This is a genomic window from Nocardia sp. NPDC049935 (assembly GCF_055586645.1).
On sequence record NZ_JBVJHV010000011.1, the window covers coordinates 98696 to 120750 of the forward strand.

At 68.6% G+C, this 22055-nt stretch carries 20 protein-coding genes; 9 read left to right on the plus strand and 11 right to left on the minus strand.

Annotation, left to right across the window (positions count from 1 at the left end):
* Positions 1-31 precede the first annotated feature (31 nt).
* Positions 32-580, minus strand: a complete 549-nt coding sequence (locus tag ACZ6SF_RS31485; RefSeq protein WP_466067148.1) for a hypothetical protein — start codon at positions 578-580, stop codon at positions 32-34.
* 139 nt (positions 581-719) lie between these two features.
* On the opposite strand from ACZ6SF_RS31485, the gene ACZ6SF_RS31490 reads away from it, so the two are divergent.
* Together ACZ6SF_RS31490 and recR are read left to right on the plus strand one after the other, a co-directional pair.
* On the plus strand, positions 720-1046 hold the full coding sequence (locus ACZ6SF_RS31490) for a YbaB/EbfC family nucleoid-associated protein (protein ID WP_466067150.1): 327 nt from the start codon (positions 720-722) through the stop codon (positions 1044-1046).
* Positions 1047-1064: 18 nt separating this feature from the next.
* Positions 1065-1673: a recombination mediator RecR gene (gene recR / locus ACZ6SF_RS31495; protein WP_466067152.1), complete on the plus strand. Its 609-nt coding sequence runs from the start codon at positions 1065-1067 to the stop codon at positions 1671-1673.
* An 11-nt stretch (positions 1674-1684) separates the two neighbouring features.
* Here the strand turns inward: recR and ACZ6SF_RS31500 are convergent, their stop codons facing one another.
* The 6 genes from ACZ6SF_RS31500 to ACZ6SF_RS31525 all read right to left on the minus strand — a co-directional run bounded on the left by ACZ6SF_RS31500 (position 1685) and on the right by ACZ6SF_RS31525 (position 8841).
* Positions 1685-2329, minus strand: coding sequence for a hypothetical protein (locus ACZ6SF_RS31500; protein WP_466067154.1), 645 nt, complete (start codon positions 2327-2329; stop codon positions 1685-1687).
* Positions 2329-3039 (minus strand): type 1 glutamine amidotransferase, encoded by a 711-nt coding sequence (locus tag ACZ6SF_RS31505; RefSeq protein WP_466067156.1) that lies wholly within the window; start codon positions 3037-3039, stop codon positions 2329-2331. Before ACZ6SF_RS31505 ends, ACZ6SF_RS31500 begins: the two co-directional genes overlap by 1 nt.
* Positions 3036-4274 carry a DUF1727 domain-containing protein gene (locus tag ACZ6SF_RS31510; protein WP_466067157.1) on the minus strand — a complete coding sequence of 413 codons (1239 nt, stop codon included), beginning with the start codon at positions 4272-4274 and terminating at the stop codon, positions 3036-3038. The genes ACZ6SF_RS31505 and ACZ6SF_RS31510 overlap by 4 nt, the downstream gene beginning before the upstream one ends.
* A 99-nt stretch (positions 4275-4373) precedes the next feature.
* Positions 4374-5756 (minus strand): hypothetical protein, encoded by a 1383-nt coding sequence (locus ACZ6SF_RS31515; RefSeq protein WP_466067159.1) that lies wholly within the window; start codon positions 5754-5756, stop codon positions 4374-4376.
* Positions 5757-5890: 134 nt separating this feature from the next.
* A complete protein-coding gene (locus ACZ6SF_RS31520; protein WP_466067161.1) occupies positions 5891-7579 on the minus strand; it encodes a hydroxysqualene dehydroxylase in 1689 nt (562 codons plus the stop codon).
* 230 nt (positions 7580-7809) lie between these two features.
* Positions 7810-8841 (minus strand): EamA family transporter, encoded by a 1032-nt coding sequence (locus tag ACZ6SF_RS31525; protein ID WP_466067163.1) that lies wholly within the window; start codon positions 8839-8841, stop codon positions 7810-7812.
* Positions 8842-8934: 93 nt separating this feature from the next.
* Between ACZ6SF_RS31525 and ACZ6SF_RS31530 the strand changes: the two genes are divergently transcribed.
* A complete protein-coding gene (locus ACZ6SF_RS31530; protein ID WP_466067255.1) occupies positions 8935-9852 on the plus strand; it encodes a LysR family transcriptional regulator in 918 nt (305 codons plus the stop codon).
* On the opposite strand, the gene ACZ6SF_RS31535 is transcribed toward ACZ6SF_RS31530, so the two are convergent.
* Entirely contained in the window at positions 9846-11303 is a 1458-nt protein-coding gene (locus ACZ6SF_RS31535; protein WP_466067257.1) for a MinD/ParA family ATP-binding protein, read from the minus strand. The genes ACZ6SF_RS31530 and ACZ6SF_RS31535 overlap by 7 nt on opposite strands.
* A 978-nt stretch (positions 11304-12281) precedes the next feature.
* A complete protein-coding gene (leuA, locus tag ACZ6SF_RS31540; RefSeq protein ID WP_466067165.1) occupies positions 12282-14081 on the minus strand; it encodes a 2-isopropylmalate synthase in 1800 nt (599 codons plus the stop codon).
* Between the two features lie 340 nt (positions 14082-14421).
* Here leuA and ACZ6SF_RS31545 point away from each other — a divergent pair, with 340 nt between their 5' ends.
* The 3 genes from ACZ6SF_RS31545 (at position 14422) to ACZ6SF_RS31555 (ending at position 17978) form a co-directional block, all read left to right on the plus strand.
* Positions 14422-15186, plus strand: a complete 765-nt coding sequence (locus ACZ6SF_RS31545; RefSeq protein WP_466067167.1) for a sulfite exporter TauE/SafE family protein — start codon at positions 14422-14424, stop codon at positions 15184-15186.
* 167 nt (positions 15187-15353) lie between these two features.
* Positions 15354-16934 (plus strand): GMC oxidoreductase, encoded by a 1581-nt coding sequence (locus ACZ6SF_RS31550; protein ID WP_466067169.1) that lies wholly within the window; start codon positions 15354-15356, stop codon positions 16932-16934.
* 282 nt (positions 16935-17216) lie between these two features.
* A complete protein-coding gene (locus ACZ6SF_RS31555) occupies positions 17217-17978 on the plus strand; it encodes an ion transporter (protein ID WP_466067170.1) in 762 nt (253 codons plus the stop codon).
* Here the strand turns inward: ACZ6SF_RS31555 and ACZ6SF_RS31560 are convergent.
* Both ACZ6SF_RS31560 and ACZ6SF_RS31565 read right to left on the minus strand, forming a co-directional pair.
* Complete coding sequence (locus tag ACZ6SF_RS31560) at positions 17944-18420, minus strand: SRPBCC family protein (protein WP_466067172.1); 477 nt, start codon at positions 18418-18420, stop codon at positions 17944-17946. The two genes, ACZ6SF_RS31555 and ACZ6SF_RS31560, sit on opposite strands and share 35 nt — an antisense overlap.
* A gap of 175 nt (positions 18421-18595) precedes the next feature.
* The gene (locus ACZ6SF_RS31565) at positions 18596-18781 is read right to left on the minus strand and encodes a DUF1918 domain-containing protein (protein WP_466067173.1); all 186 of its coding nucleotides are present in this window, start codon (positions 18779-18781) and stop codon (positions 18596-18598) included.
* A 189-nt stretch (positions 18782-18970) separates the two neighbouring features.
* Here ACZ6SF_RS31565 and ACZ6SF_RS31570 point away from each other — a divergent pair, with 189 nt between their 5' ends.
* From ACZ6SF_RS31570 to ACZ6SF_RS31580, 3 genes are all read left to right on the plus strand, one after another.
* A complete protein-coding gene (locus tag ACZ6SF_RS31570) occupies positions 18971-19555 on the plus strand; it encodes a dihydrofolate reductase family protein (protein ID WP_466067175.1) in 585 nt (194 codons plus the stop codon).
* Positions 19556-19722: 167 nt separating this feature from the next.
* Positions 19723-20988, plus strand: coding sequence for an aspartate kinase (locus ACZ6SF_RS31575; protein ID WP_466067176.1), 1266 nt, complete (start codon positions 19723-19725; stop codon positions 20986-20988).
* A gap of 2 nt (positions 20989-20990) precedes the next feature.
* A complete protein-coding gene (locus tag ACZ6SF_RS31580) occupies positions 20991-22025 on the plus strand; it encodes an aspartate-semialdehyde dehydrogenase (RefSeq protein ID WP_466067178.1) in 1035 nt (344 codons plus the stop codon).
* Positions 22026-22055: the final 30 nt, after the last annotated feature.

A 22055-nucleotide genomic window follows, 5' to 3' on the forward strand; every position in this document is an offset into this window, starting at 1 on the left:
TATCTTGGCCGGGCCCACCGACAAGTCGGGCTCAGGCGAGTACGAACGACAGCAGCAACGGCGTCTGCAGCGCGCCGCGCCACCAGGAATAGCCCAGCCAGATCCCCGGCGTGACCTCACGGATCTCGTCGTAGACCTGGGGCGTGACGGCGGGCGCGTAATCCAGCGCCCACGTGGTCTTGCCGTCGATACGCGACGGCCCGCGGAAGACGTTCGCCGGCCAGCCCTCGATACCGGCGCCGGTCACCCGGTTCATCAACCGGCCGCCGTCCGGTCCGGTGTAGAAGGTTTTCCCGACCCAGAACGCGGGCGCGATCGGTTCGATCATCGAGGTCGCGGTGACCCAGCCGTTCTTCACCCCGGAGGGCACCGTACCGGCCTCGGCGGCGGAGTAGATCGTGTTGGCCTGCGCGGCGGTGCACCGGAACCGCAGGGAATCGACGGTGCGGGCGGGATCGGCCGGATCGATCACGCAGCCGTTGCCGTAATCGGCGACCGGTACGGGGTCGGCGTGGGCGGCGGCCCCGGGCAGTACGGCGACTGCGACGATCAGCGCGGCGGGCAGATACGCCTTGAACACGGTGTCTCCAGGGAGGGCTCGGTAACGCGGGACCAAAATGACCGTTAGGTCCGAAATTCTAGGTGGGTGTGGGGCGGCGGTTTCCGGAATGGCGGCGGTCTAGGCTGAAATGTGATCCCGTCCCCCAGAGAGGAATGCCGTGCAGCCCGAAGGTCAGTTCGATATGCAGCAGTTGCTCCAGCAGGCACAGCAGATGCAGGAGCAGGTGATGGCCGCCCAGGCCGAGATCGCCGCCGCGGAGGTGGAGGGGCAGGCCGGTAACGGCCTGGTCCGGGTCACCATCAAGGCGACCGGTGAGGTGCTGGCGCTGACCATCGACCCCAAGGCCGTCGATCCCCAGGATGTCGAGACCCTGCAGGATCTGGTGATCGGCGCCGTCAACGACGCGATGGCCAACGCCCAGGAACTGGCCGCGCAGCGGCTCGGCCCGCTGGCCGGCGGTGCGCCCGGCCTGCCCGGTTTCTGACCACTCCGGGGTCACGCGGTGTACGAGGGTCCGGTTCAGGATCTCATCGACGAGCTGGGCAAACTGCCCGGTGTAGGGCCCAAGAGCGCCCAGCGGATCGCCTTCCACCTGCTCCGGGTGGAACCACCGGAACTCGACCGGTTGCAGGCGGTACTGCAGAAGATCCGCGAGGGTGTCCGGTTCTGCGCCCAGTGCGGCACCGTAGCCGACGGCGACCTGTGCCGGATCTGCGCCGACCCGCGCCGGGATCGGAGCATGATCTGCGTGGTCGAGGAACCCAAGGATGTGCCGGCGATCGAGCGCACCCGGGAGTTCCGGGGCCGGTACCACGTTCTGGGCGGGGCCCTGGATCCGCTGAGCGGGGTGGGCCCGGAACAGTTGCGTATCCGGGAACTGCTGACCCGCATCGGTAACCAGGACGACGGCGTGGACGTCACCGAGGTGATCATCGCGACCGATCCGAATACCGAGGGCGAGGCCACCGCCACCTACCTGGTGCGGATGCTGCGCGATTTCCCCGGTCTCACGGTGACCCGCCTCGCCTCCGGCCTGCCCATGGGCGGGGATCTCGAATTCGCCGACGAACTGACCCTGGGCCGGGCCTTCTCGGGCCGGCGCGCACTGTAACCGCTACGCGGTCACAGTTCCAGGCGCTGCCACGGCACCCGGTCGATCCGGGTGCCGTCTTCGCGGGTCCAGTCCCAGATCAGCTCGGCGACCGTCGCCGGTCCCGGCACCTCGGCCGCGAAATGCCGGTCGGGCCCGCCGTCGCGGTATTCGACGGTGAAATCGTCCGGGGAGCGGCGGTAGGTCTGGATATAGCGTTCCGGTGCCCGCTCCACGATGAGATACGGGTTCGGGTCCGCCAGTTCGCTCACCCACCGGTGCGCCAGCGCCTCGGTCAGATAGGGGAACTCTCCGGCCCCACCGTGGGTCACGGTCACCGGGATATGCCCGGCCGGGTCCATCAACCAGGTCAGCTGGGGGTCGTAGACCGCGTAGTCGCGCGGTGTGGCGAGCCGGAACAGCAGGTCACGGACGAAACCGATGGCGTCGTAGGGGCTGGGCACCTGCAGCACCGAGCCGGTCGGGTTGCCGCCCAGCGGTGACACGCTGAGGAAAGTATCCGATTCCGGAAGGTCGGCGTTGCGCGCGTTCAGTTCCTCGGCCAGCGCCGCGACCTCGGCCGTTTCCGGCTGTCCGCGCTGGGCGGCGAGGTAGGCGTCGACCTCCTCGGGGGTCGAGGCGACTCCCGAGGGCAGCAGTACATGGTCGTAACTCATCAGGCGCGCAGGCGTTCGCGGCGCAACTGGTCCACCTCGGGCAGCTCCAGCGCGGGCAGCGAGTCCACACCGAGCGCGCGGCACAGCAGATGGTCGGCCAGTTCGGGGTTACGGGCCAGCGCGGGGCCGTGCATATACGTGCCCAGCACCGAACCCTGCACCACACCTTCCAGACCGTCACCCACCCCGTTGCCGACGCCGCGGGTCACCCGGGCCAGGCCGGTGGCGTCCGCGCCCAGGCTGGTGCCGCCGCGATGGTTCTCGAAGCCGGTGAGCGGCGCGGACAGCCCGGCGAGCAGGGGGTTCGTCGTCACCTCGCCGATGGCGCGGGTCTGCTGCGGGGAGGTGGTGGCGTCCAGCAGGCCCACCCCCTCCACGCGTTCACCGCTGGAGGTCTCGTACCACCGGCCGAGGACCTGGATGGCCGCGCAGATCGCCAGCACGGGGGCGCCGCGCCCGGCCGCGGTCTGCAGGCCCGGGAACCGCAGCAGATGGCGGGTGGCCAGCCGCTGGGCCGAATCCTCGGCGCCGCCGAGGGTGTAGATATCCAGCGAGTCCGGCACCGGATCGGGCAGCGTGATCTCCACGATCTCGGCATCGATATCGCGCAGCCGCAGCCGCTGCCGCAGGACCAGCGCGTTGCCGCCGTCGCCGTAGGTGCCCATGACATCGGGCAGGACCAGCCCGATACGGACCGTCGAGTCACTCATTTCGCCCGCTCCTGGAGGTCACGGTTCAGATCGCGGAACGCGGTGTAGTTGGCCAGTACCTCGACCTGCCCCGCCGGGCAGGACGCGATGGCCCGCAGCGGGTCGGCGACGGTGGTGTGCTCCACCCCGGCGTAGGTCAGCCGCACCGCCAGATCGGTGGCGCGCTCACCGGCGGCCACCACCTGGACATCCTCGAAATGCTCGAAGCGGACGTCCCACAGCCAGGACAGATCCTCGCCGTCGGGCACCTGGCCGTTCACCGCGATCACCAGCCCCGCCGCGCTGTGGTCGATCATCGACAGCGCTTCCTGCCAGCCGGCCGGGTTCTTGGCCAGCAGCAGCCGGGCGGCGTGCTCGCCGACCTGCACCGTGCGGTACCGGCCCGCGATCTCCTGGACGGTGCCGGTCGCGGCGCAGGCCTGTTCCACCTCCGCGCCCATGGCGACCGCGGCGGCCACCGCCTGTGCGGCGTTGCCGCGGTTCGCCCGGCCGGGCAGCGCGAGCCGCAGCGGGATCCGGACCCCGTCGGGACCGCAGAGTTTGTCGCCGTCGAGCCACCAATCCGGTTGCGGCCGGGAGAAATCGGCGCCGGTGCTGTACCAGTGCGTGCACTCCCACAGAATCGGCTCGCCGCTGCGCGGACAGCTGGTGGCGTCCATGGCCCAGCCGCTGCCCGCCGCGACCCACACCACATTCGGATGGTCGTAGGCGATGGAGGTGACCAGTACGTCGTCACAGTTGGCGATGACCACGGTGTCGGGGTGCCGGGCCAGGCCCGAGCGCAGCCGGCGTTCGATCATATTGATCTCGCCGACCCGGTCGAGCTGGTCCCGGCTCAGGTTCAGCAGAACCACCGCTTCGGGCCGCAGCGCGTCGGTGACATGCGGCAGGTGCAGTTCGTCGACCTCGATGGCCGCCAGCGGCGCCGTCCGGTGCACATTGAGCGCCGAGACGATACCGGCGTCCATATTCGCGCCGTCGGCCTGCGTCGCGACCGCACCCAGGGTGCTCAACGCGGCGGTGGTCATCCGGGTGGTGGTCGACTTGCCGTTGGTGCCGGTGATCAGCACGCTGCGCCGCCCGCGGCCCAGCTGCGTCATGATCCCGGGATCCACTTTCAGCGCGAGCAGCCCGCCGATCATCGACCCGTTACCGCGGCCCGCCTTCCGGGAGGCCCACGCCGCCGCGCCGGCCACCCCGAGGGCGATCCGCCCTCGCACCGATATCTCTGCCACGCCGGGCAGTCTAATGAGCCGTCGCACCGGCCCACACTCGGCGCGGCCGAGCACGCGACCCGAAGCCGGACAGCGGGTGGCTGTATCCGGCGGTGCCGGCTACACAGCCGGGGACGTATCGGTGCCCGGTTGGGAACCACCGTTCGGAGTCCCGATGTGCCGCTCGATTTCCCGGCCCATTTCGCTACGTCGTTCATAGGCCGTATCCAGGTGCGGATCCGCATTGCGTTCGGCGCCGGTCATATCTTTGTAGACCTCGATTCGGTGATCGATCCAGCGTCGCTGTTCGATCAACTGTTCGCGCGCCGTCTCCCGTTCGGCCGGGCTGCCTTCGCGGGCGATGGTCTCGTTGTCGAATACCCGCCATGACGTGCCGGCTTCGTCGAGAGCGCCGCGGAGCTCGGGTGCCGGCTCCCCGGGCAGCAGCACGTGATCGATATCGCGCACGCTCACCCCGCCGTGGACCTGTGCTTCCACGAAGTCCGAGGACGCGAACCAGGTCGATTCGTATTGCCGGTCCACAGTCAGAAGCGGGAGTTCCGATGGGTACAGGCCCCCGGGCTCGGCACGCGATGCGAGCGGTGGTTGCAGGGCGTTGTACGACTCGGGTTGCGGGTTCAGGATATGAGAGGGAAAGGTCGATTCTCGATAATTCCAGCTGTCGCCCACGGTGAACGTGGTCCGTTGCGCGATATCGGATTTGAGGACCACCTGCACCTCGCCGTACGCGCTGAGCATATCCGGGCTACCGATTCCCAATGCCCACTTGGAATCTTCCAGTCGCTCCCACCAGCCGAGGCCGTTGGGCCCGGTTGCCGCCACCCGCTCGCCGTTCACCATCACATATCCGTATACCGGGCGTAAATGATCGGGCAGATTGTCGGCGTCGTAGCCGAACCAGGTCCGCTCCAGTTGAGCGCGCCCCGCGTCCTTGGTGCCACCGGCCGAGTTCCCGGTTTCGAATCGAGTCTTGAAACGCCCGTCGTGCAGAACAGCGGTCAGAACCTCGGGCCTCACCCGTATCGCTATGCGTTTGCCGGTGACAAGTGTCCGGAGATCAGCGGTGATCTCGGCGCGGAACCGCGTGGGGTCGATCCCACGGGCTGCCGCGATTTCGTCCAGTCTGCGGTTGATGGCTGTCAGATGTCTGAGGGTTTCCAGTTCGTGCGGCGCGAGTTCGGAGGTGTCACGACTCAGCTCATGCCAGTAGACGGCCCGGCCGGTCCCACGGGGGATCGATCCCTGGCGTTCCAACAACTGGAGGGCGCGATCGCTGGGGCTCGGAAATTGCCTGAACTGATCTGCCGGCAGGAGATTGCGGGTCCAGATCCGGTCGAGGCCGTCGATGGTTCCCGACCCGCTTCTCATGTTGTTGGACAACACTCCGGTGCGATGCCGGTAGGCGACTGCCTCATGCGTGAAAATCGCAGCGAGATCGCCCGAAACGCGCCGGTGGATATCTGCCAGTGCTCTGGCGATCACGAACGCATTGCCCTCTGCGAGAAGCCCCGGTGGTGGTCGGCGACCCGAGTCCTAGCGTGACTCGGGTGCCCGGACTGTAGCCGAAACGCCGGTGCCCCGGACCCCGTCGTCGTTCTCCATTGTGGGAAACACCGTCAGAGCGCGATATCGAAGGCGTTGGGGCGTCCGGCGGCGTAGGCGTCGGCGTCGGCGAGGCGGAACGGTTCCAGTTCCGGGGCGCGCCAGAGGGTGAAGGTCCGGCAGCGGGGAGCGTCGGAACCGGTGACGTCGAGTAGCGCGTTCACCGCGGCGCGGGCCGATTCGTTGGCGCCCTCCATGGTGGCGAGGTCGATACCGGTGCGTACGTAATCGCCCGCCAGATACAGGTTCTCGACCCCGCCGTGCGCCTCCGGCCGCAACTCCCACGAGCCCGCGGTGTTGATCAGCAGCGGGTCGGCGTTGGCGTTCTCGCCGCGTTCGGCGTTCCAGCTGATACCGGGGTCCAGGAACCAGGAGTGCAGATCGGCGTCGCGCAGTATTTCCTCCCGGTCGTTGAGATGCGCGCGGATCTGCGCCCAGGTCTCCTTGGCGATCTCCTCATGGGTGCACTCCTTGGCGGTTTTGCCGAACAGGATGCCGGGGGTGTTCCAGTCGGAGATATCCACCGACAGGCAGTCCTGGACCGTGCCGTCACCGTACTCGTCCAGTTTCCGCGCCCACAGGGCGTTCTGCGCGATCGAGGTGAGCGACCAGGGGGAGTCGATATAGGCGGCGTGACCGGCGCCCAGGTCGGGACGGCTGCGCAGGTAGAACTGGATACCGCTCATCCAGTCGGTGACCAGCCGGCTCATCGCGGCCAGTTGCGGCCAGGCCGCGAGGATATCGGCATTCCACAGTTCACGGGCCCGTTCGGCGGGGAGCGCGACCACGAAATGATCGGCGGTGACGGTGTCCTGCGCACCGGCGGAGACGATCCGGGCGCCGGTGATCCGCCGGTCCCGCACTTCCAGCCCGCGGACCTCGGCGCCGAGTTCGAAACGCACACCCAGTTCGCGCAGCCGCGCGACCCAGGGATCGATCCACGCGGTATTCGTCGGGCCGTTGAGCACCCGGTCCAGATCACCGTCGTTGCCGATCTGCATCGGGTTGCCGAGGAACTGCTCACCCATCGACCCGATGGTCCGCACACTGGCCAATTCGTCCTTGGCCGCCACCAGCAGGCTGGTGAGCGTCCGGGAAACCAGCGCGCGGAATTCGTGCGACCGCGCGTGCGCGCCCACGAAATCCGACCAGGACGTGTGTTCCCACTGCCCCAGGCGGCGGGCGTCGCAACTGGTGTTGAAGACCAGCAGCCGGTTCGCGAAGAACAGGCCCTCCTCGGGCGGCATCTTCAACGTGGTGGAGATCACCGAGGCGACGCTCTCCCGCATCCCCGCGGGGGTGGCGGCGTCCATCCGGCCGAAACCCAGGGGGGCGCGGATATCGTCGGCGTCGGCCCGGGCGAACCGGGCATCGGGGACGCCCATCAGGTTGTCCCAGACGCCGTTGGCGTTCCCGCCGAACGGGATTCGCCGCATCGTATCGGGAATGTGCTGGTAGAAACCCGGAAAGAAGCGGAAACCGTGTTCGCCGGGCAGATCGGGGCGGCCACCGGCCGCGGTCCCCGGCACCGGCATACTGCGGGCCTTCCCGCCGAGGGCGCGCCGTTCGTAGACGGTGACCTGGAAGCCGCGTTCGGCGAGTTCGTGGGCGGCGGTCAGCCCGGCAACGCCGCCGCCGAGGACGGCGACCCGGGCTCCGGGCGCCGCACGACCGGTGGCCGCCGGTAGCGATCCGGCCGCCATCGCCCCGATCCCCGCCGCCGCACCGGCCCGTAGCATCGTGCGGCGCGAGAGGTCGCGGCCCCCGATGGCGCCTGCCGGTCGATCCGATACCCCTGCGGTGCCCGGCGCGGGCCACCGATATTCAGTCATGTCGTCTACTGCCTATACCCGGTTAGCTGTGGCGAACGGGCCATACTCTAACGGGGCGTGCGCGGTCCGGCGCACCGGCCGAGCGAATTACCGGCAGGTTTTCAGCGCACCGCGACCCGCGCGCGTTCGTCGCCGGACACGATCCGGGCGGCGGGCACGGTCTCCGGAAGGTCTGCACGGGTCCGCGGCGGGACGGTCGCCGCGGCCGTGTCGGGCGCCGGTTCCGCGTCGGCCCCGGGGGTCGCGGCGGGAGCCCGGCGGGCCGTCGCGGTGGCCGTGAACGCGCCGGCGATGACCACCGCACCGCCGACGAGACTCGCCGGCGCGGGCGTTTCGCCGAGGAAGACCCACGCGGCCGTGAAGCCGACCACCGGCACCAGCAGCGACAGCGGCGCGACGCTTCCGGCGGGATAGCGGCTCATCAGGTAGGTCCACACCCCCGACCCGACCACGGTCCCGAGTACCACGATGTAGGCCAGGGCCACCAGCGCGGGCCAGCCGTCGGCGGTGAAGGTATCGGCGAGCGCGCGGATCCCGGTCGCCGGACCTTCCCACAGCGCCGACAGCGCGAAGAGCGGGAGCACCGGGACCGCGGTGATCCACAGGGTCAGATGCAGGGGGTTGATACCCGGTGATTCCACGGTGGCCTGGCGGGCGCCGATGTTGCCGAACGCCCAGCCGAGCCCGGCGGCCAGCGTGAGCAGGACCGGAAGCAGTGCGGCGTGGGCGAATTGATTCCAGCCGATGATGGCCATTCCCGAGACCGCCACCAGCAGTCCCGCGATCTGCACCGGCCGCAACCGCTCCCGCAGCAGTACCGCGCCCAGCAGCACGGTGAACGGCGCCGAGGACTGCAGTACCAGTGATGCGAGCCCGGTGGGCATGCCCACCCGCATCGCGGTGAACAGGAAGGCGAATTGCAGCATGCCGAACCCGGCGCCGTAGAGCAGGATCCAGCGCATCCGCACCGCCGGGCGCGGTACGAACAGCACCACCGGGACCGCGATCACCGCGAACCGCAGCGTGGCGAAGAAGAACGGCGGCAGATGGTCGAGTCCCACGCGGATGGCAAGGAAGTTCAGGCCCCACAGCAGGATGACGGTCAGGGCGAGTGCGCGGTCACGGTAGGTCACCCGTTAATCGTGGGATGTATTGATCGGTGAGCACAATCGAATTGTTATGGAGTAATGATTTAGTATTGCTTAATGGTCGGCGCGTATTCCTCCCTGTCCGTGGAACGCCTGCGTATCCTGCGCGAATTCGCCGATCGCGGCACCATCGGCGCGGTCGCCGCCGCGCTGTCCCTCACACCGTCGGCGGTCTCACAGCAACTCAAGGTCCTGACCCGGGAGGCCGGCGTCACACTGCTCGAACCCAGCGGCCGCCGGGTGCGGCTCACCGACGCGGGCCACGCGCTGGTGGTCCGGGCGGACGAAGTGCTCGCCGCGCTCGATCGCGCGGTGGCCGAGATGGCCCACTATCGCGGCTCGCCGCGAGGCCAGGTGCGGGTCGGTGTGTTCCCCTCCGGCGGCGCGCTGCTGCTACCGCATGTGCTGCCGGCGATGGCCGGGAGCGGGGTGGAGATCGTCGCGGGCGACGAGGACGTCCCCCCGCACGAGACACCCGCCCTGCTCGCCGACTACGACATCGTGCTGACCCACCGCGACGAACGGGCCGCTCCGGTGGCCGGACCCCGGATCAGTTCGCGAGTGCTCATGCGCGAGCCCATCGATGTCCTGGTGGCCCCCGACCATCCACTGGCCGGCCGGACCGAGGTCTCGGCGGCCGAACTCGCCGAGGAAGCGTGGTTGAGCGTCCGCGGCGGTTTCCCGGTCGACGACGTCTTGCGCTCGATCGCCACCGTCACCGGCGTGGAACCCCGTATCGTCCAGCGCCTCAACGATTTCCGGATGATCGAGACCCTGGTCGCCGCCGGGTACGGGGTGGCGCTGATGCCCCGCTACGTCGTCACCCATCCCGGCTTGTCCCAGTTGCGGCTGTCCGGGGTGCGGGCGGCCCGGCTCTACGATCTGGTGACCCGGCCCCGGGCCGACCACCGTCCCGCCATCGCCGCGGTACTGGACTCGTTCGCGGTGGCGGCCCGGCAGGTCACCGCCGAACCGCCGCCCGCGCTCGATCAGTAGCGGTTGCCGTACGGGTAGCCGTCCACATTGGCGAAATCGTCGGCGACCATCGCCGCGAGTTCCAGCAGTGCCTGCCGGGTCGGCTTGCTCACCAGTTCCAGGTCGATCTCCGCGCCTTCCGCCAGATGATCGTCGAACGGCACGACCTGCACGGCGCGGGTGCGGTCCAGGAACAACCGGCGCAGATGGTCCAGGTTGACCGAGGTGGAGCCACGCCGGGAGGCGTTGACGACCACCACGGTCTGCTGCACCAGATGCGAATAGCCGTGGTAATCCAGCCAGTCCAGAGTGGCCGAGGCGCTGCGGGCGCCGTCGATGGCGGGGGAGGTCACCAGGACCAGCGAACTCGCCATATCCAGCACTCCGGACATCGCCGAATGCATCAGTCCGGTACCGCAGTCGGTGAGGATGATGTTGTAGAACGACTGCAGGATGCCGATGGCCCGCCGGTAGTCGGCCTCGCTGAACGCCTCCGACACCGCCGGATCCTGTTCGCTGGCCAGCACCTCCAGCCGGCTCGGCGACTGGGAGGTATGCGCCCGCACATCCGAATAGCGCGTGATGTTCTGGTCTTCCAGCAGGTTGCGCACGGTGGAGCGGGTCTGCCGCGGCACCCGGTGGGCCAGGGTGCCCAGGTCGGGGTTGGCGTCGATGGCGATCACCCGGTCACCGCGCAGCGAAGCGAAGGTGGCGCCCAGCCCGACGGTGGTGGTGGTTTTACCGACACCGCCCTTGAGGGAGAGGATCGCGATCCGGAAATCCCCGTAGACCGGTGCGTTCACCCGGCCGACCAGATCGCGGTGCACTACATCGGCGGCCGATTCACCGGGGTTGATGGCGCCCCGGGAGACCTTGTGCACCGCTTTGCGCCAGCCGCCGCGCGGGGCCTTGCGGGCCCGTTTGAGCAGGTTGAGATCGTTGACCGAGTTACCGAGCTGGCCGGGTTCGGGCATCTGCCGCGGCTGGAACTGGCCCGGCTGCCCCGGCTGGAACTGGCCCGGCTGCTGCTGACCCGGCTGGCCGAACTGCTGCGGTTGCTGCTGCTGCGCGGGCGGCTGCTGGCCCGGCGCGCCCCAATTCGGCTGCTGGAACTGGCCGGTCGGCGGGTTGTGGTTGCCCATCGGCGGCGGCGGTGCCTGCTGGAACTGCTGCTGGGGCACGGGGGGCGGGGCCGGCATCGGCGGCGGCGCCCAACTGTAGATCGGGCCGCCGGGTTCGGCGTCCGGAGCGGGTGCCGGCCCCGGTTCCGGGGCGCCGGCCGATGGGTATCCGGGCTGCTGCTGATCCGCGCCGGGCACCTGGTTGTACGGCGAGCTGCCGGCCGAACTCGGGGCGGCCCCGGGGGCCTCCGAATTCGGCCTGCCCGCGTACTGGCCGGGGTCCGGCTGCGGGAACTGTCCGCTGCCCGGCGTCGCCGACAGATCGGGTCCGGGCACCTGGAACGGGTCGATCTGCTGGTCGAATTGGCCCGGCCCCGGCGCCTGGAACTGGCCCGGCTGCGCGAATTGGCCGCCGCCGTAGGCGTTGCCCGGGTCCTGGAACTGGTTCGGGTCGGGTTGGGCGAATTGCCCACTCCCGTGCGGTCCCGCCGGGTACTGGTTCGGATCCGGCTGCGGGAACTGGCCGCTGCCGTACTGCTGCGGGAACTGCTCGGCCCCGGGCGCGGTGAACTGACCGGGCGCGGCGGGGGTGAACTGCTCGGCCGGGGCGCCGTAGGGGATCCCGTTGCCGCCCTGGGGTGGTGGGGCGAAACCGTTCTGCTGGTCCCACTCGGCGCCGGCCGGACCGCCGGGAGCGAACTGCCCCGGTGCGGGCGAGAACTGTCCGCCGGGACCGGGCGCCCACTGGCCCTCGGCCGGGGGCGGCCCGTCCGGTCCGGGTGCCCAGGCCCCGGCGGGGCCCGGCACGGGCTGCGATTCGGGGGCGGACCCCCACGGCTCGCCGGATCCGGGTTCGGCCTTCGCGTCGAGACCGGAGTCCCACGATCCTTCGGGGCCGCCGGAAGTCGGTGCCGGTCCGTCGGAATCGCCGGTACCGGGGTTTTCCGCCTCGGTTTTCGCGGCATCGTCGACGGGTCCGGCCGCGGACGGCTCGTTGTCGGCGGAATTCTCTCCGGCGGGAAGGCCGGTTTCGGCCGCCGGGACGGACGCTGCCTCATCGCGCGCGGTCTCGGTGGGCGGCACGGGATCCGGTTCGCCGCCACCGCCGGCGGTATCCGCCGGTCGACTCGGGAGCCAGGGCTGGGAAGTCGGGTCGTGTTCGTCAGTAGTCACAGTTCCCCCATCTGCTCGGGATTTTCGAGCAGAGAGCTCGGCGGCTGGCGTCGTGACCAACGCTAGCAGGTGCAGGTGTCGCGCACCGTGGTGGAGACAGCAGACGGCCGCCGCCCCCGCGCGAGGCGAGGACGGCGGCCGCGAGAGCCTTCCCGGTCAGCTACCGGCGGCCCGGTTCACCGCCGAAACGACCGCCCGCAGGGAGGCGGTGGTGATCGAGGTGGCGATACCGACACCCCAGACCACCCGGTCGCCGATCGCGCATTCCACATAGGCCGCGGCCTGGGCGTCGTCCCCGGCGGACAAGGCGTGCTCGGAATAATCGAGCACCTCCACCTGGTATCCGACCGTCGCGATGGCGTCGACGAACGCCGCCAGCGGTCCGTTGCCGCTACCGGTGATCTCCTGTTCGACCCCGTCCACCTTGACCACCGCGGTGATCGAATCGGTGCCGCCGTCGGTCTCGGCCGCGGTCACCCGCTGCCGCATCCGCTCCAGCGGCCGGATCGGGGTCAGGTACTCCTCGGCGAAGACATCCCACATGGCCTTGGGTGAGACCTCGCCGCCCTCGCCGTCGGTGACCTGCTGGATGGCCTGTGAGAACTCGATCTGCAGCCGGCGCGGGAGCGCCAGGCCGTGATCGGTTTTCATGATGTAGGCCACACCGCCCTTACCGGATTGCGAGTTGACCCGGATCACCGCCTCGTAGGTGCGGCCGACATCCTTCGGGTCGATCGGCAGGTACGGGACCTCCCAGGTCATATCGGCGACATCGGTCTCGGCGGCGTCCGCGGCCGCCTTCATCGCGTCCAGGCCCTTGTTGATCGCGTCCTGATGGCTGCCGGAGAACGCGGTGTAGACCAGATCGCCGCCGTAGGGGTGGCGTTCGTGGACCGGCAGCTGGTTGCAGTATTCGACCGTGCGGCGGATCTCGTCGATATCGGAGAAGTTGATCTGCGGGTCCACACCCTGGGAGAACATATTCATTCCCAGGGTCACCAGGCAGACGTTGCCGGTGCGCTCGCCGTTGCCGAACAGGCAGCCCTCGATCCGGTCGGCGCCGGCCTGATAGCCCAGCTCCGCCGCGGCGACCGCGGTACCGCGGTCGTTGTGCGGGTGCAGCGACAGCACGATGGAGTCACGCCGGGCCAGGTTGCGGTGCATCCACTCGATCGAATCGGCGTACACGTTGGGTGTCGCCATCTCGACGGTGGCCGGCAGGTTGATGATCAGCGGCTTGTCCGGCGTCGGCGCGATGATCTCGGAGACCGCGTCGCAGACCTCCTTGGCGTATTCCAGCTCGGTGCCGGTATACGACTCGGGGCTGTATTCGTAGCGCCAGTTGGTATCGGGGTAGCGCTTCTCGGTCTCCAGACACAACCGCGCGGCGTCGGTGGCGATCTTGCGCACGGCCTCGCGGTCGGCGCGGAAGACCACCCGGCGCTGCAGGATGGAGGTCGAGTTGTAGAAGTGCACGATCACGTTGGCGGCGCCCGCGCAGGCCTGGAAGGTGCGCTCGATCAGTTCCGGGCGGCACTGGGTCAGCACCTGGATGCTGACGTCGTCGGGGACGGCGCCGTCTTCGATGATCTCGCGGACGAAGTCGTAGTCGGTCTGGCTGGCCGAGGGGAAACCGACCTCGATCTCCTTGTAACCCATCCGCACCAGCAGGTCGAACATGCGGCGTTTACGGGCCGGGCTCATCGGGTCGATCAGGGCCTGGTTGCCGTCGCGCAGGTCGACCGCGCACCAGGCCGGGGCCCGGTCGATGACCTTGTCGGGCCAGGTGCGGTCGGGCAGCACCACCGGCTCCACCTCTTCGGCGAACGGCCGGTACCGGAAGACGGGCAGCGAGGAGTTCTTCTGTTTGTTCCACGCGGGCTGGTCGGCGGGCGCGGGCTTGGCAGGCGCGGTGATGGTGCGCGTGCCGGATACGAAGGCGTCAGCGGGTGACATTGATTTCTCCGTGAGTGAGATTGTTTTCCCGAATCGGGTCGACCGGCGCGGCGGAACCCCGCGACGGGATGCCGGTCCGATCAGACCCCGTCGCGGCGGCTGAGAAGAAGTGCCCGCTGCATGACCCGTGCGAGTCTACCTCCTCTGTCCACGGCCCTGACAAGAGCGTCCGGAGGGCCGACGTTTCACTATCGGCCGGCCCCGCCCGGCGGATCGGCCGAGGTCCGGGTACCGGGGCACCCCGGTTCGGCGGGCCCGTCGTCGGGGTGCGGGCGCCGACCGTTAGCGTCGCCGGGGTGCGGACCGGCGGGTGCGGGTCCGGGGAGGTCGAGGATCGAGCATGACGTGGCTGGAAATGGTGGCCGTCTTCGCCGCGGGTATCGCCGCGGGGGGTATCAACGCCGTCGTCGGCTCGGGCACCCTCATCACCTTCCCGGTTCTGCTCGCGGTGGGTCTGCCGCCGGTCACCGCGAACGTCTCCAACACCGTCGGACTGGTACCGGGTTCGCTCAGCGGGGTGATCGGCTACCGGCGGGAGCTGGCGGGGCAGCGGGCCCGGCTGCTGCGCTACAGCGCGGCATCGCTGCTGGGCGCGGCGGTCGGCGCGGTGCTGCTGCTCACCCTGCCGGAGGGGGCGTTCGCCGCCATCGTCCCGGTGCTCATCATCGCCGCGCTGGTGCTGGTGGTGTTGCAGCCGCGGCTCGCGGCCTGGGTCCGGGAGCGCCAGCGTGAATCCGACAGCACGCCCGCGCACGGCGGCCCGCTGCTGCTCGCCGCGATCTTCGGGACCGGTATCTACGGCGGCTACTTCGGCGCGGCCCAGGGGGTACTGCTGCTCGGGTTGCTCGGAGTCTTCGTCCATGAGGACATACAGCGTCTCAACGCGGTGAAGAATGTGCTCGCGCTACTGGTGAACGCGCTGTCCGCGGCCATCTTCATCGCGGTCGCCGAGATCGACTGGCGGGTGGTCGGGTTGATCGCGGCGGGTTCCATCATCGGAGGTCAGCTGGGTGCCGGGGTGGGCCGGCGGTTGCCGCCGATCGCGCTGCGCGCGGTGATCGTGGTGGTCGGCACCATCGCGGTGCTGCGGCTGGTCTTCGGCTAGCGGGTCCGAAACCGCCTCGGGGGCACGTTCGTTCGTTCACTTCCCACTGTGCAAGTACCGGTGAATCCCGGTACCATCTCTGCGCCGACGGAGTTTTTGAGAGAGGTGTCGGGGTGGATAGGCGTGCCCTTTTCAAGGCCGCGGGGGCGGCTGCTCTTATCGGAGCGATGGGGTCGGCGGTCCCGAAACCCGACCCGGTACTTCCCAGGGCCGCGGCGCAACCCTGGCACGATCTGTTCGCCCAGTGGGTTCCGGAGATCTTCGCCACTGTCCCGGACGCCCCCGCCCATACCGAGGCCATCGTGATCGGTTCCGGTTTCGGCGCGGCGGTTTCGGCCCTGCGGCTCGCGCAGGCGGGGGTGGCGACCACCGTGCTGGAACGCGGTTCGCGCTGGCCCAGCGATCCGTGGCGGGAGATCTTCACCGGTGACGATCTGCCCGACGGCCGCGGTTTCTGGCACGCCACCAGCTTCACCGGCGTCACCAAGGTGCCCATGCATTTCGCCGAGTTCGGCGGTGTCCTGGACTGCACCCGGTTCCCCGGTATCGATGTCTGGCGTGGTGCCGCGGTCGGTGGCGGTTCGGTGGTGTTCACCGGCGCGATGATCGCGCCCGAGCGTCGCCTGTTCGACCATGTCTTCGGCGGTGTGGTCGACTACGGCGAACTGGAACGCGTCTACTACCCGCGGGTCCGCGGCATGCTCCGGCTCGATCCGATGCCCGACGATATCTATCACTCGGCGCCCTTCGCCCATTCACGTGCCTGGGACGATCAGGTCCGGCAGGCCGGTTACCGGGTCATCCGCAACGACTCCATCTTCAACTGGGATGTTCTGCGCCGCGAGCTGTCCGGAGCCACCCGGCCCTCGGCCACGGTGGGACGCAGCAACCTCGGCAATTCCAACGGCGCCAAATTCGACCTCAACCAGAACTATCTGAAGGAGGCCGAGGGCACCGGGAAGGCCAGGATCTTCCCCGGTCACCGGGTCGACACCATCGCCCAGGAGCCCGGGGGCCGGTTCGTGGTGACGGTGACCCGGCTGCATCCCACCGGCCCGGCTCTCGGTACCCGCACCCTGACCTGCGACAAACTCTTCCTCGGCGCCGGTTCGGTGGGCACCTCCGAACTGCTGGTCCGGGCCCGCGCGACCGGCACCCTGCCCGACCTCAACGAGCACATCGGCGACGGCTGGGGCACCAACGGTGACGTGGTGCTGGCCCGCGGTGCGAGTGCGGTGGCCGGAAACGGCCAGGGTGTGCCGAGCGCCAGCCGTGTCTTCGACGAGAGCGGCGCGACTCCGCTGACTCTGGAGAACTGGTACATCCCGGGTATCCCGTTCGAAACCGGGGCGCTGGCCTCGCTCGGTATGGTCCTGGACTCCACCCGCGCCCGCTTCTCCTACGACCCCGCCTCGAACGGGGTAGGCCTGACCTGGCCGCAGCGCGCGCAGGACGCCGCCGCCGACGCCGCCCGCACCGTGGATCGGCGGATCGCCGAACGGGCCGGCGCGCTGGCCGAGTACGGGGCGCTCGGATACGACGCGAACGCCCTGTTCACGGCGCATCCGCTCGGTGGCGCCGTGCTGGGCAGGGCCACCGATGCCTACGGCCGGGTGCACGGTCACAAGGGTCTCTACGTCATGGACGGTGCGGCGATCCCCGGCAGTACCGCCACCGTCAACCCGTCGCTCACGATCACCGCGCTGGCCGAACGCAATATCGAGGCGATCATCCGCGAGGGACACTGAGCCGGGATATCGCGGCCGGACGCCCGTCCGCGGCGTGCTGTCGAGTGATGTCCCGTTGAGTGGTGCCCGCGCCGGTGCACCGGCGTATTTCCCGGGTCGGCGGCCGGGTCCCGGGTGATACTGGACGGCGTTCGTCCGGCGTCGAAGGGAACCCACGTGCCAGCATGGTCGTCCACGGAGCCGGGGCTCCCGAACTCTCCAGGGGCGGGGCTCCCGAACTCTCCGGAGCCGGAACCACGGGATTTCCCCCGGAAACCACCCGCCCTGTGGACCGATTTCGTCATGCTGGCCCTGGCCGTCGTCTCGGTGGTGCTTGTCTGCTGGATCACCTTCTTCGACGTATCGCCCGAAACCCACCGCGTGATCGCCGTCGTCGATGTGACGATCTGCGCCGTATTCGCCGCCGAGTTCCTGTGGCGCTGGCGGCGGGCCGGCTGGTCGTGGACCTATCCGCTCGTCTACTGGTACGAGATCGTCGGCATGATCCCGGTGACCAGCCCGTTCTTCCGGGCCTTCCGGCTGCTGCGGATCGTGGTGATCCTGGTCCGCCTCGCCCGCGTCGCCGACCGCGTGTTCGGGGACCGCGTCACCGCGGCCGTCATCAACCATTCGGTGGGCACCATCGTCGAGGTCATCAAACGCCCGATGACCATCGCGATCATGGAAGAGGTCACCGCGGTGCTACGCACCGGGCACTACACCCGCAATATCGCGGCGGCGCTCGAGGAGAACCGGACCGAGATCGACGAGATGATCCTCGAGATGATCAAGAACGATCCACAGACCGGCCGGGTGCGCTACATCCCCTTCCACGACGACATCATCCGCTTGGTCGCCGATACCGTGTTCCGCATCCTGTTCCAGGTGCTCGCCGATCCGCGCACCGACGAACTGGTCTCGGACATGATCCGCGAGAACGTGGATCAGATCCGCGAATCGGTGCGCACCGGGGTGCGGGTCGCGCCCTCCGCGTACGGCCCGACCGCACACCATCTCACCGCCCGCCACCTCACCAGGCAGGATCAGGATCGGACGCAGGCGTGAAGCTCGGTTCGGGGAACTGCTCCGCGTAGGCGATGAAGTTCTCCACCAGGGCTTCGTAGGATTTGCGGACGGTCTTCTTGAAGAGGAAACCCGGGATCGGCGCCGGCGTGTACTGCTCGACGTGCAGGAGCACCTCGCTGCCGGTTTCACCCGAGGTGACCTCGAAGAAACCCCCGCCGCGGGCGCCGCGGGTGCTGTCGGAGACCTCCCAGGACACGCGGTAGTCGGCCCAGCCGAACTCCCAGACCTGCATATCGGGGGTGTTGGAGATGGACACCTGGATGAAGACCCGCCGCGGCCGGCCTTCCGCGTCGCGGGTGGCGACGCGGGCGTCGTCGAGGTCTGGTGACCATTCGGAGAGCATTTCGATCGCCATCAATGCGTCCATGACCTGAGCTGGGTCGGCGTCGACATCGAAACGAATATCGGTCTTGGTACGCATCGGTTCCTCTGGGCCCCCGGTTATTACGAATCGGCCACGATTCTCTCCCGACCGGCGCGTGATCGTCAACACTCGCCGGTTGGGGGTAGGGTGTCCGGTTCGCGAGGATGCGACCCGCCGTGCGCCGGGGGTCGAATCTCCGCGGGGGCGCGAGAGGTGCTCGGGCCGGGGGGATTCAGAGTGGTTGTTCTACCGTCGCGTCCGGGCCGGGGAAGACCAGGGATTCGTGGCCGTCCTCGAAACGCACCATGTAGGGCGGCGTTCCGTCCGGGCCGCGGACTTCGACGATCTCGCCGAGATGATCACCCTGTCCGACCGTATGCCCGTGCACGTGCAAGTGGTCTCCGACATTCGCCATCATGGCCCCCATTATTCGGCCAAAGTGTCGGGTGTCACAACCCATGTGTTGACGCTATTTCCGATTTCCGCTGATTCCGGTCCGGGTGAATGTGCCGAGCCGAGAGACCGGCAATTTCCGATTGACACCACTACGAATGTAGTACTACATTCAAACCACTTCAGAAGTAGTACAACGATCAAGGTGGTATGCATGCGAAAGCTCAGCTATTACGTGGGCGTCTCGCTCGACGGCTATATCGCGGGCCCGGCCGGTGAGTACGACTTCTATCCGTGGACCGAGGACATGCCCGAATGGATCAATGCCCGGTATCCGGAAACGGTCCCGACGCATCTACGAGAACCGTTCGGAATCGCGCTCGACACCCCCAACCAGCGATGGGACACGCTGGTCATGGGCCGCGGCACCTACGAACCGGCCTTCTCGGCCGGTATCACCGGCCCGTACTCGCATATGAAGCAGTACGTCGTCTCCACCACTCTCGACGCGATCGGGGATCCCGAAGTGGAACTCGTCCGATCCGAACCGGTGGAGCTCGTGCGCCGGCTCAAACGAGAAGAGGGTCCCGAGGGTAAGGACATCCTGCTGTGCGGCGGCGGCATCCTCGCGGGGGCACTGATCGACGAGATCGACGAACTCATGATCAAGAGCTATCCGGTACTGGCCGGGACCGGGGTGCCGATGGTCGCCGGCGGCTTCCGCCCCACCTCGTTCACGCCTGTCCGGCGCAAGGAATTCCGCAACGGAGCGCAGCTCACCTGGTTCGACCGGGTGTGAGTGGATCCGGCCCGGCCGCCGCGCCCGATCCGCGCGCGGCCGGGAAAATGTGATGTCACACGTCTGTGTGTTATTCCACAGCCAGGGCGGATACTCCCGGGGCGGGCGTACCGGCATCGGTACGCTTATGCACTGATCGCCTGTTCGTCGACATTGGAGGACCCCTCGTGGCACTCGTTGTCCAGAAGTACGGAGGATCCTCGGTCGCGTCGGCCGAACGGATCCGGCGCGTCGCGGAACGGATCGTGGAGACGAAGAAGCAGGGCCACGACGTGGTCGTGGTCTGCTCGGCCATGGGTGACACCACCGATGAACTGCTCGACCTGGCCGAACAGGTCTCGCCGGCGCCGCCGGTCCGCGAGATGGACATGTTGCTCACCTCCGGTGAGCGTATCTCCAACGCGCTGGTCGCCATGGCCATCCACACCCTCGGCGCCGAAGCGCGCTCGTTCACCGGTTCCCAGGCCGGTGTGATCACCACTTCGGCCCACGGCAAGGCCAAGATCATCGATGTGACGCCGAGCCGGCTGCGTGAAGCACTGGACGAGGGCACCATCGTGCTGGTCGCCGGCTTCCAGGGTGTCAGCCAGGACAGCAAGGACATCACGACGCTGGGTCGTGGCGGTTCCGATACCACCGCTGTCGCGCTGGCCGCCGCGCTCGAGGCCGACGTCTGCGAGATCTATACCGATGTGGACGGCGTGTTCACCGCCGACCCGCGCATCGTCGCCGACGCGCAGCGCCTCGAGCAGGTCTCCTACGAGGAGATGCTGGAAATGGCGGCCTGCGGGTCCAAAGTGCTCATGCTGCGCTGTGTCGAGTACGCGCGCCGCTACAACGTGCCCGTGCATGTGCGCTCGTCCTACACCGATAAGCAGGGCACCTACGTATACGGATCGATGGAGGACATTCCCTTGGAACAAGCAATCCTCACGGGCGTCGCGCACGACCGCAGCGAGGCCAAGGTGACCGTGGTCGGACTACCGGACGTCCCCGGATACGCCGCGAAGGTGTTCCGCGCGGTGGCCGAGGCCGAGATCAACATCGATATGGTCCTGCAGAACATCTCCAAGGTGGAGACCGGGAAAACCGATATCACCTTCACCCTGCCCCGCTCCGACGGCCAGCGGGCCGTGGAGATGCTGGCCGGGCACCAGAGCGAGATCGGTTTCTCCCAGGTGCTCTACGACGATCACATCGGCAAGGTCTCACTGGTCGGCGCCGGTATGAAGAGCCATCCGGGCGTCACCGCGACCTTCTGTGAGGCGCTGGCCGAGGCCGGGATCAATATCGACCTGATCTCCACCTCCGAGATCCGGATCTCGGTCCTGGTCAAGGACACCGAACTCGACGACGCGGTGCAGGTGCTGCACCGGGCATTCGACCTCGGCGGCGACGAGGTCGCCGTCGTCCACGCCGGAACGGGGCGGTAATCGTGGGTGTTCGAGTAGGAGTCGTCGGCGCGACCGGGCAGGTCGGCGCCGTGATGCGCACACTGCTGGAACAGCGGGATTTCCCCGCCGACGAGGTGCGGTTCTTCGCCTCGTCGCGGTCGGCGGGCAAGAAACTGCCGTTCCGCGGCGGCGAGATCGTGGTCGAGGACACCGAGACCGCGGATCCGTCCGGTCTGGATATCGCGTTGTTCTCCGCCGGCGCCACCATGTCGCGCGTGCAGGCGCCGCGGTTCGCGGCCGCCGGTGTCACCGTGATCGACAATTCCTCGGCCTGGCGCAAGGATCCGGATGTCCCGCTGGTGGTCAGCGAGGTCAATCCGGAGCAGACCCGCAATCTCACCAAGGGCATCATCGCCAATCCGAACTGCACCACCATGGCCGCGATGCCGGTGCTCAAGCCCCTGCACGACGCGGCGGGCCTGCAGCGGCTGATCGTATCGAGCTACCAGGCGGTATCCGGTAGCGGTCTGGCCGGAGTCGAGGAACTCGCCTCGCAGACCCGCGCCGTGATCGGCGATGCCGAGAAGCTCACCCACGACGGCCGCGCCGTGGATTTCCCGGCCCCGAACAAATACGTGGCTCCCATCGCCTTCAACGTGCTGGCGCTGGCGGGAGCGCTGGTCGACGACGGCTCCGGCGAGACCGACGAGGACCAGAAGCTGCGCAACGAGAGCCGCAAGATCCTCGGCCTGCCGGATCTGCTGGTCAGCGGCACCTGCGTACGGGTCCCGGTCTTCACCGGGCACTCGCTGTCGGTGAACGCCGAATTCGCCGATCCGGTGTCGGTGCAGCGGGCGCAGGAGATCCTGGCCAAGGCGCCCGGGGTGGAACTCGTCGACGTGCCCACTCCGCTGGAGGCCGCGGGTCGCGACGTTTCCCTGGTGGGCCGGATCCGCCAGGATCCGGGTGTCCCGGACGGCCGCGGCCTCGCGCTGTTCATCTCCGGTGACAACCTGCGCAAGGGCGCCGCGCTGAACACCATCCAGATCGCGGAAGTCCTCCTCGAGGATCGCTGAGCGAATTATGCCCCGGCCCGCGCGGGCCGG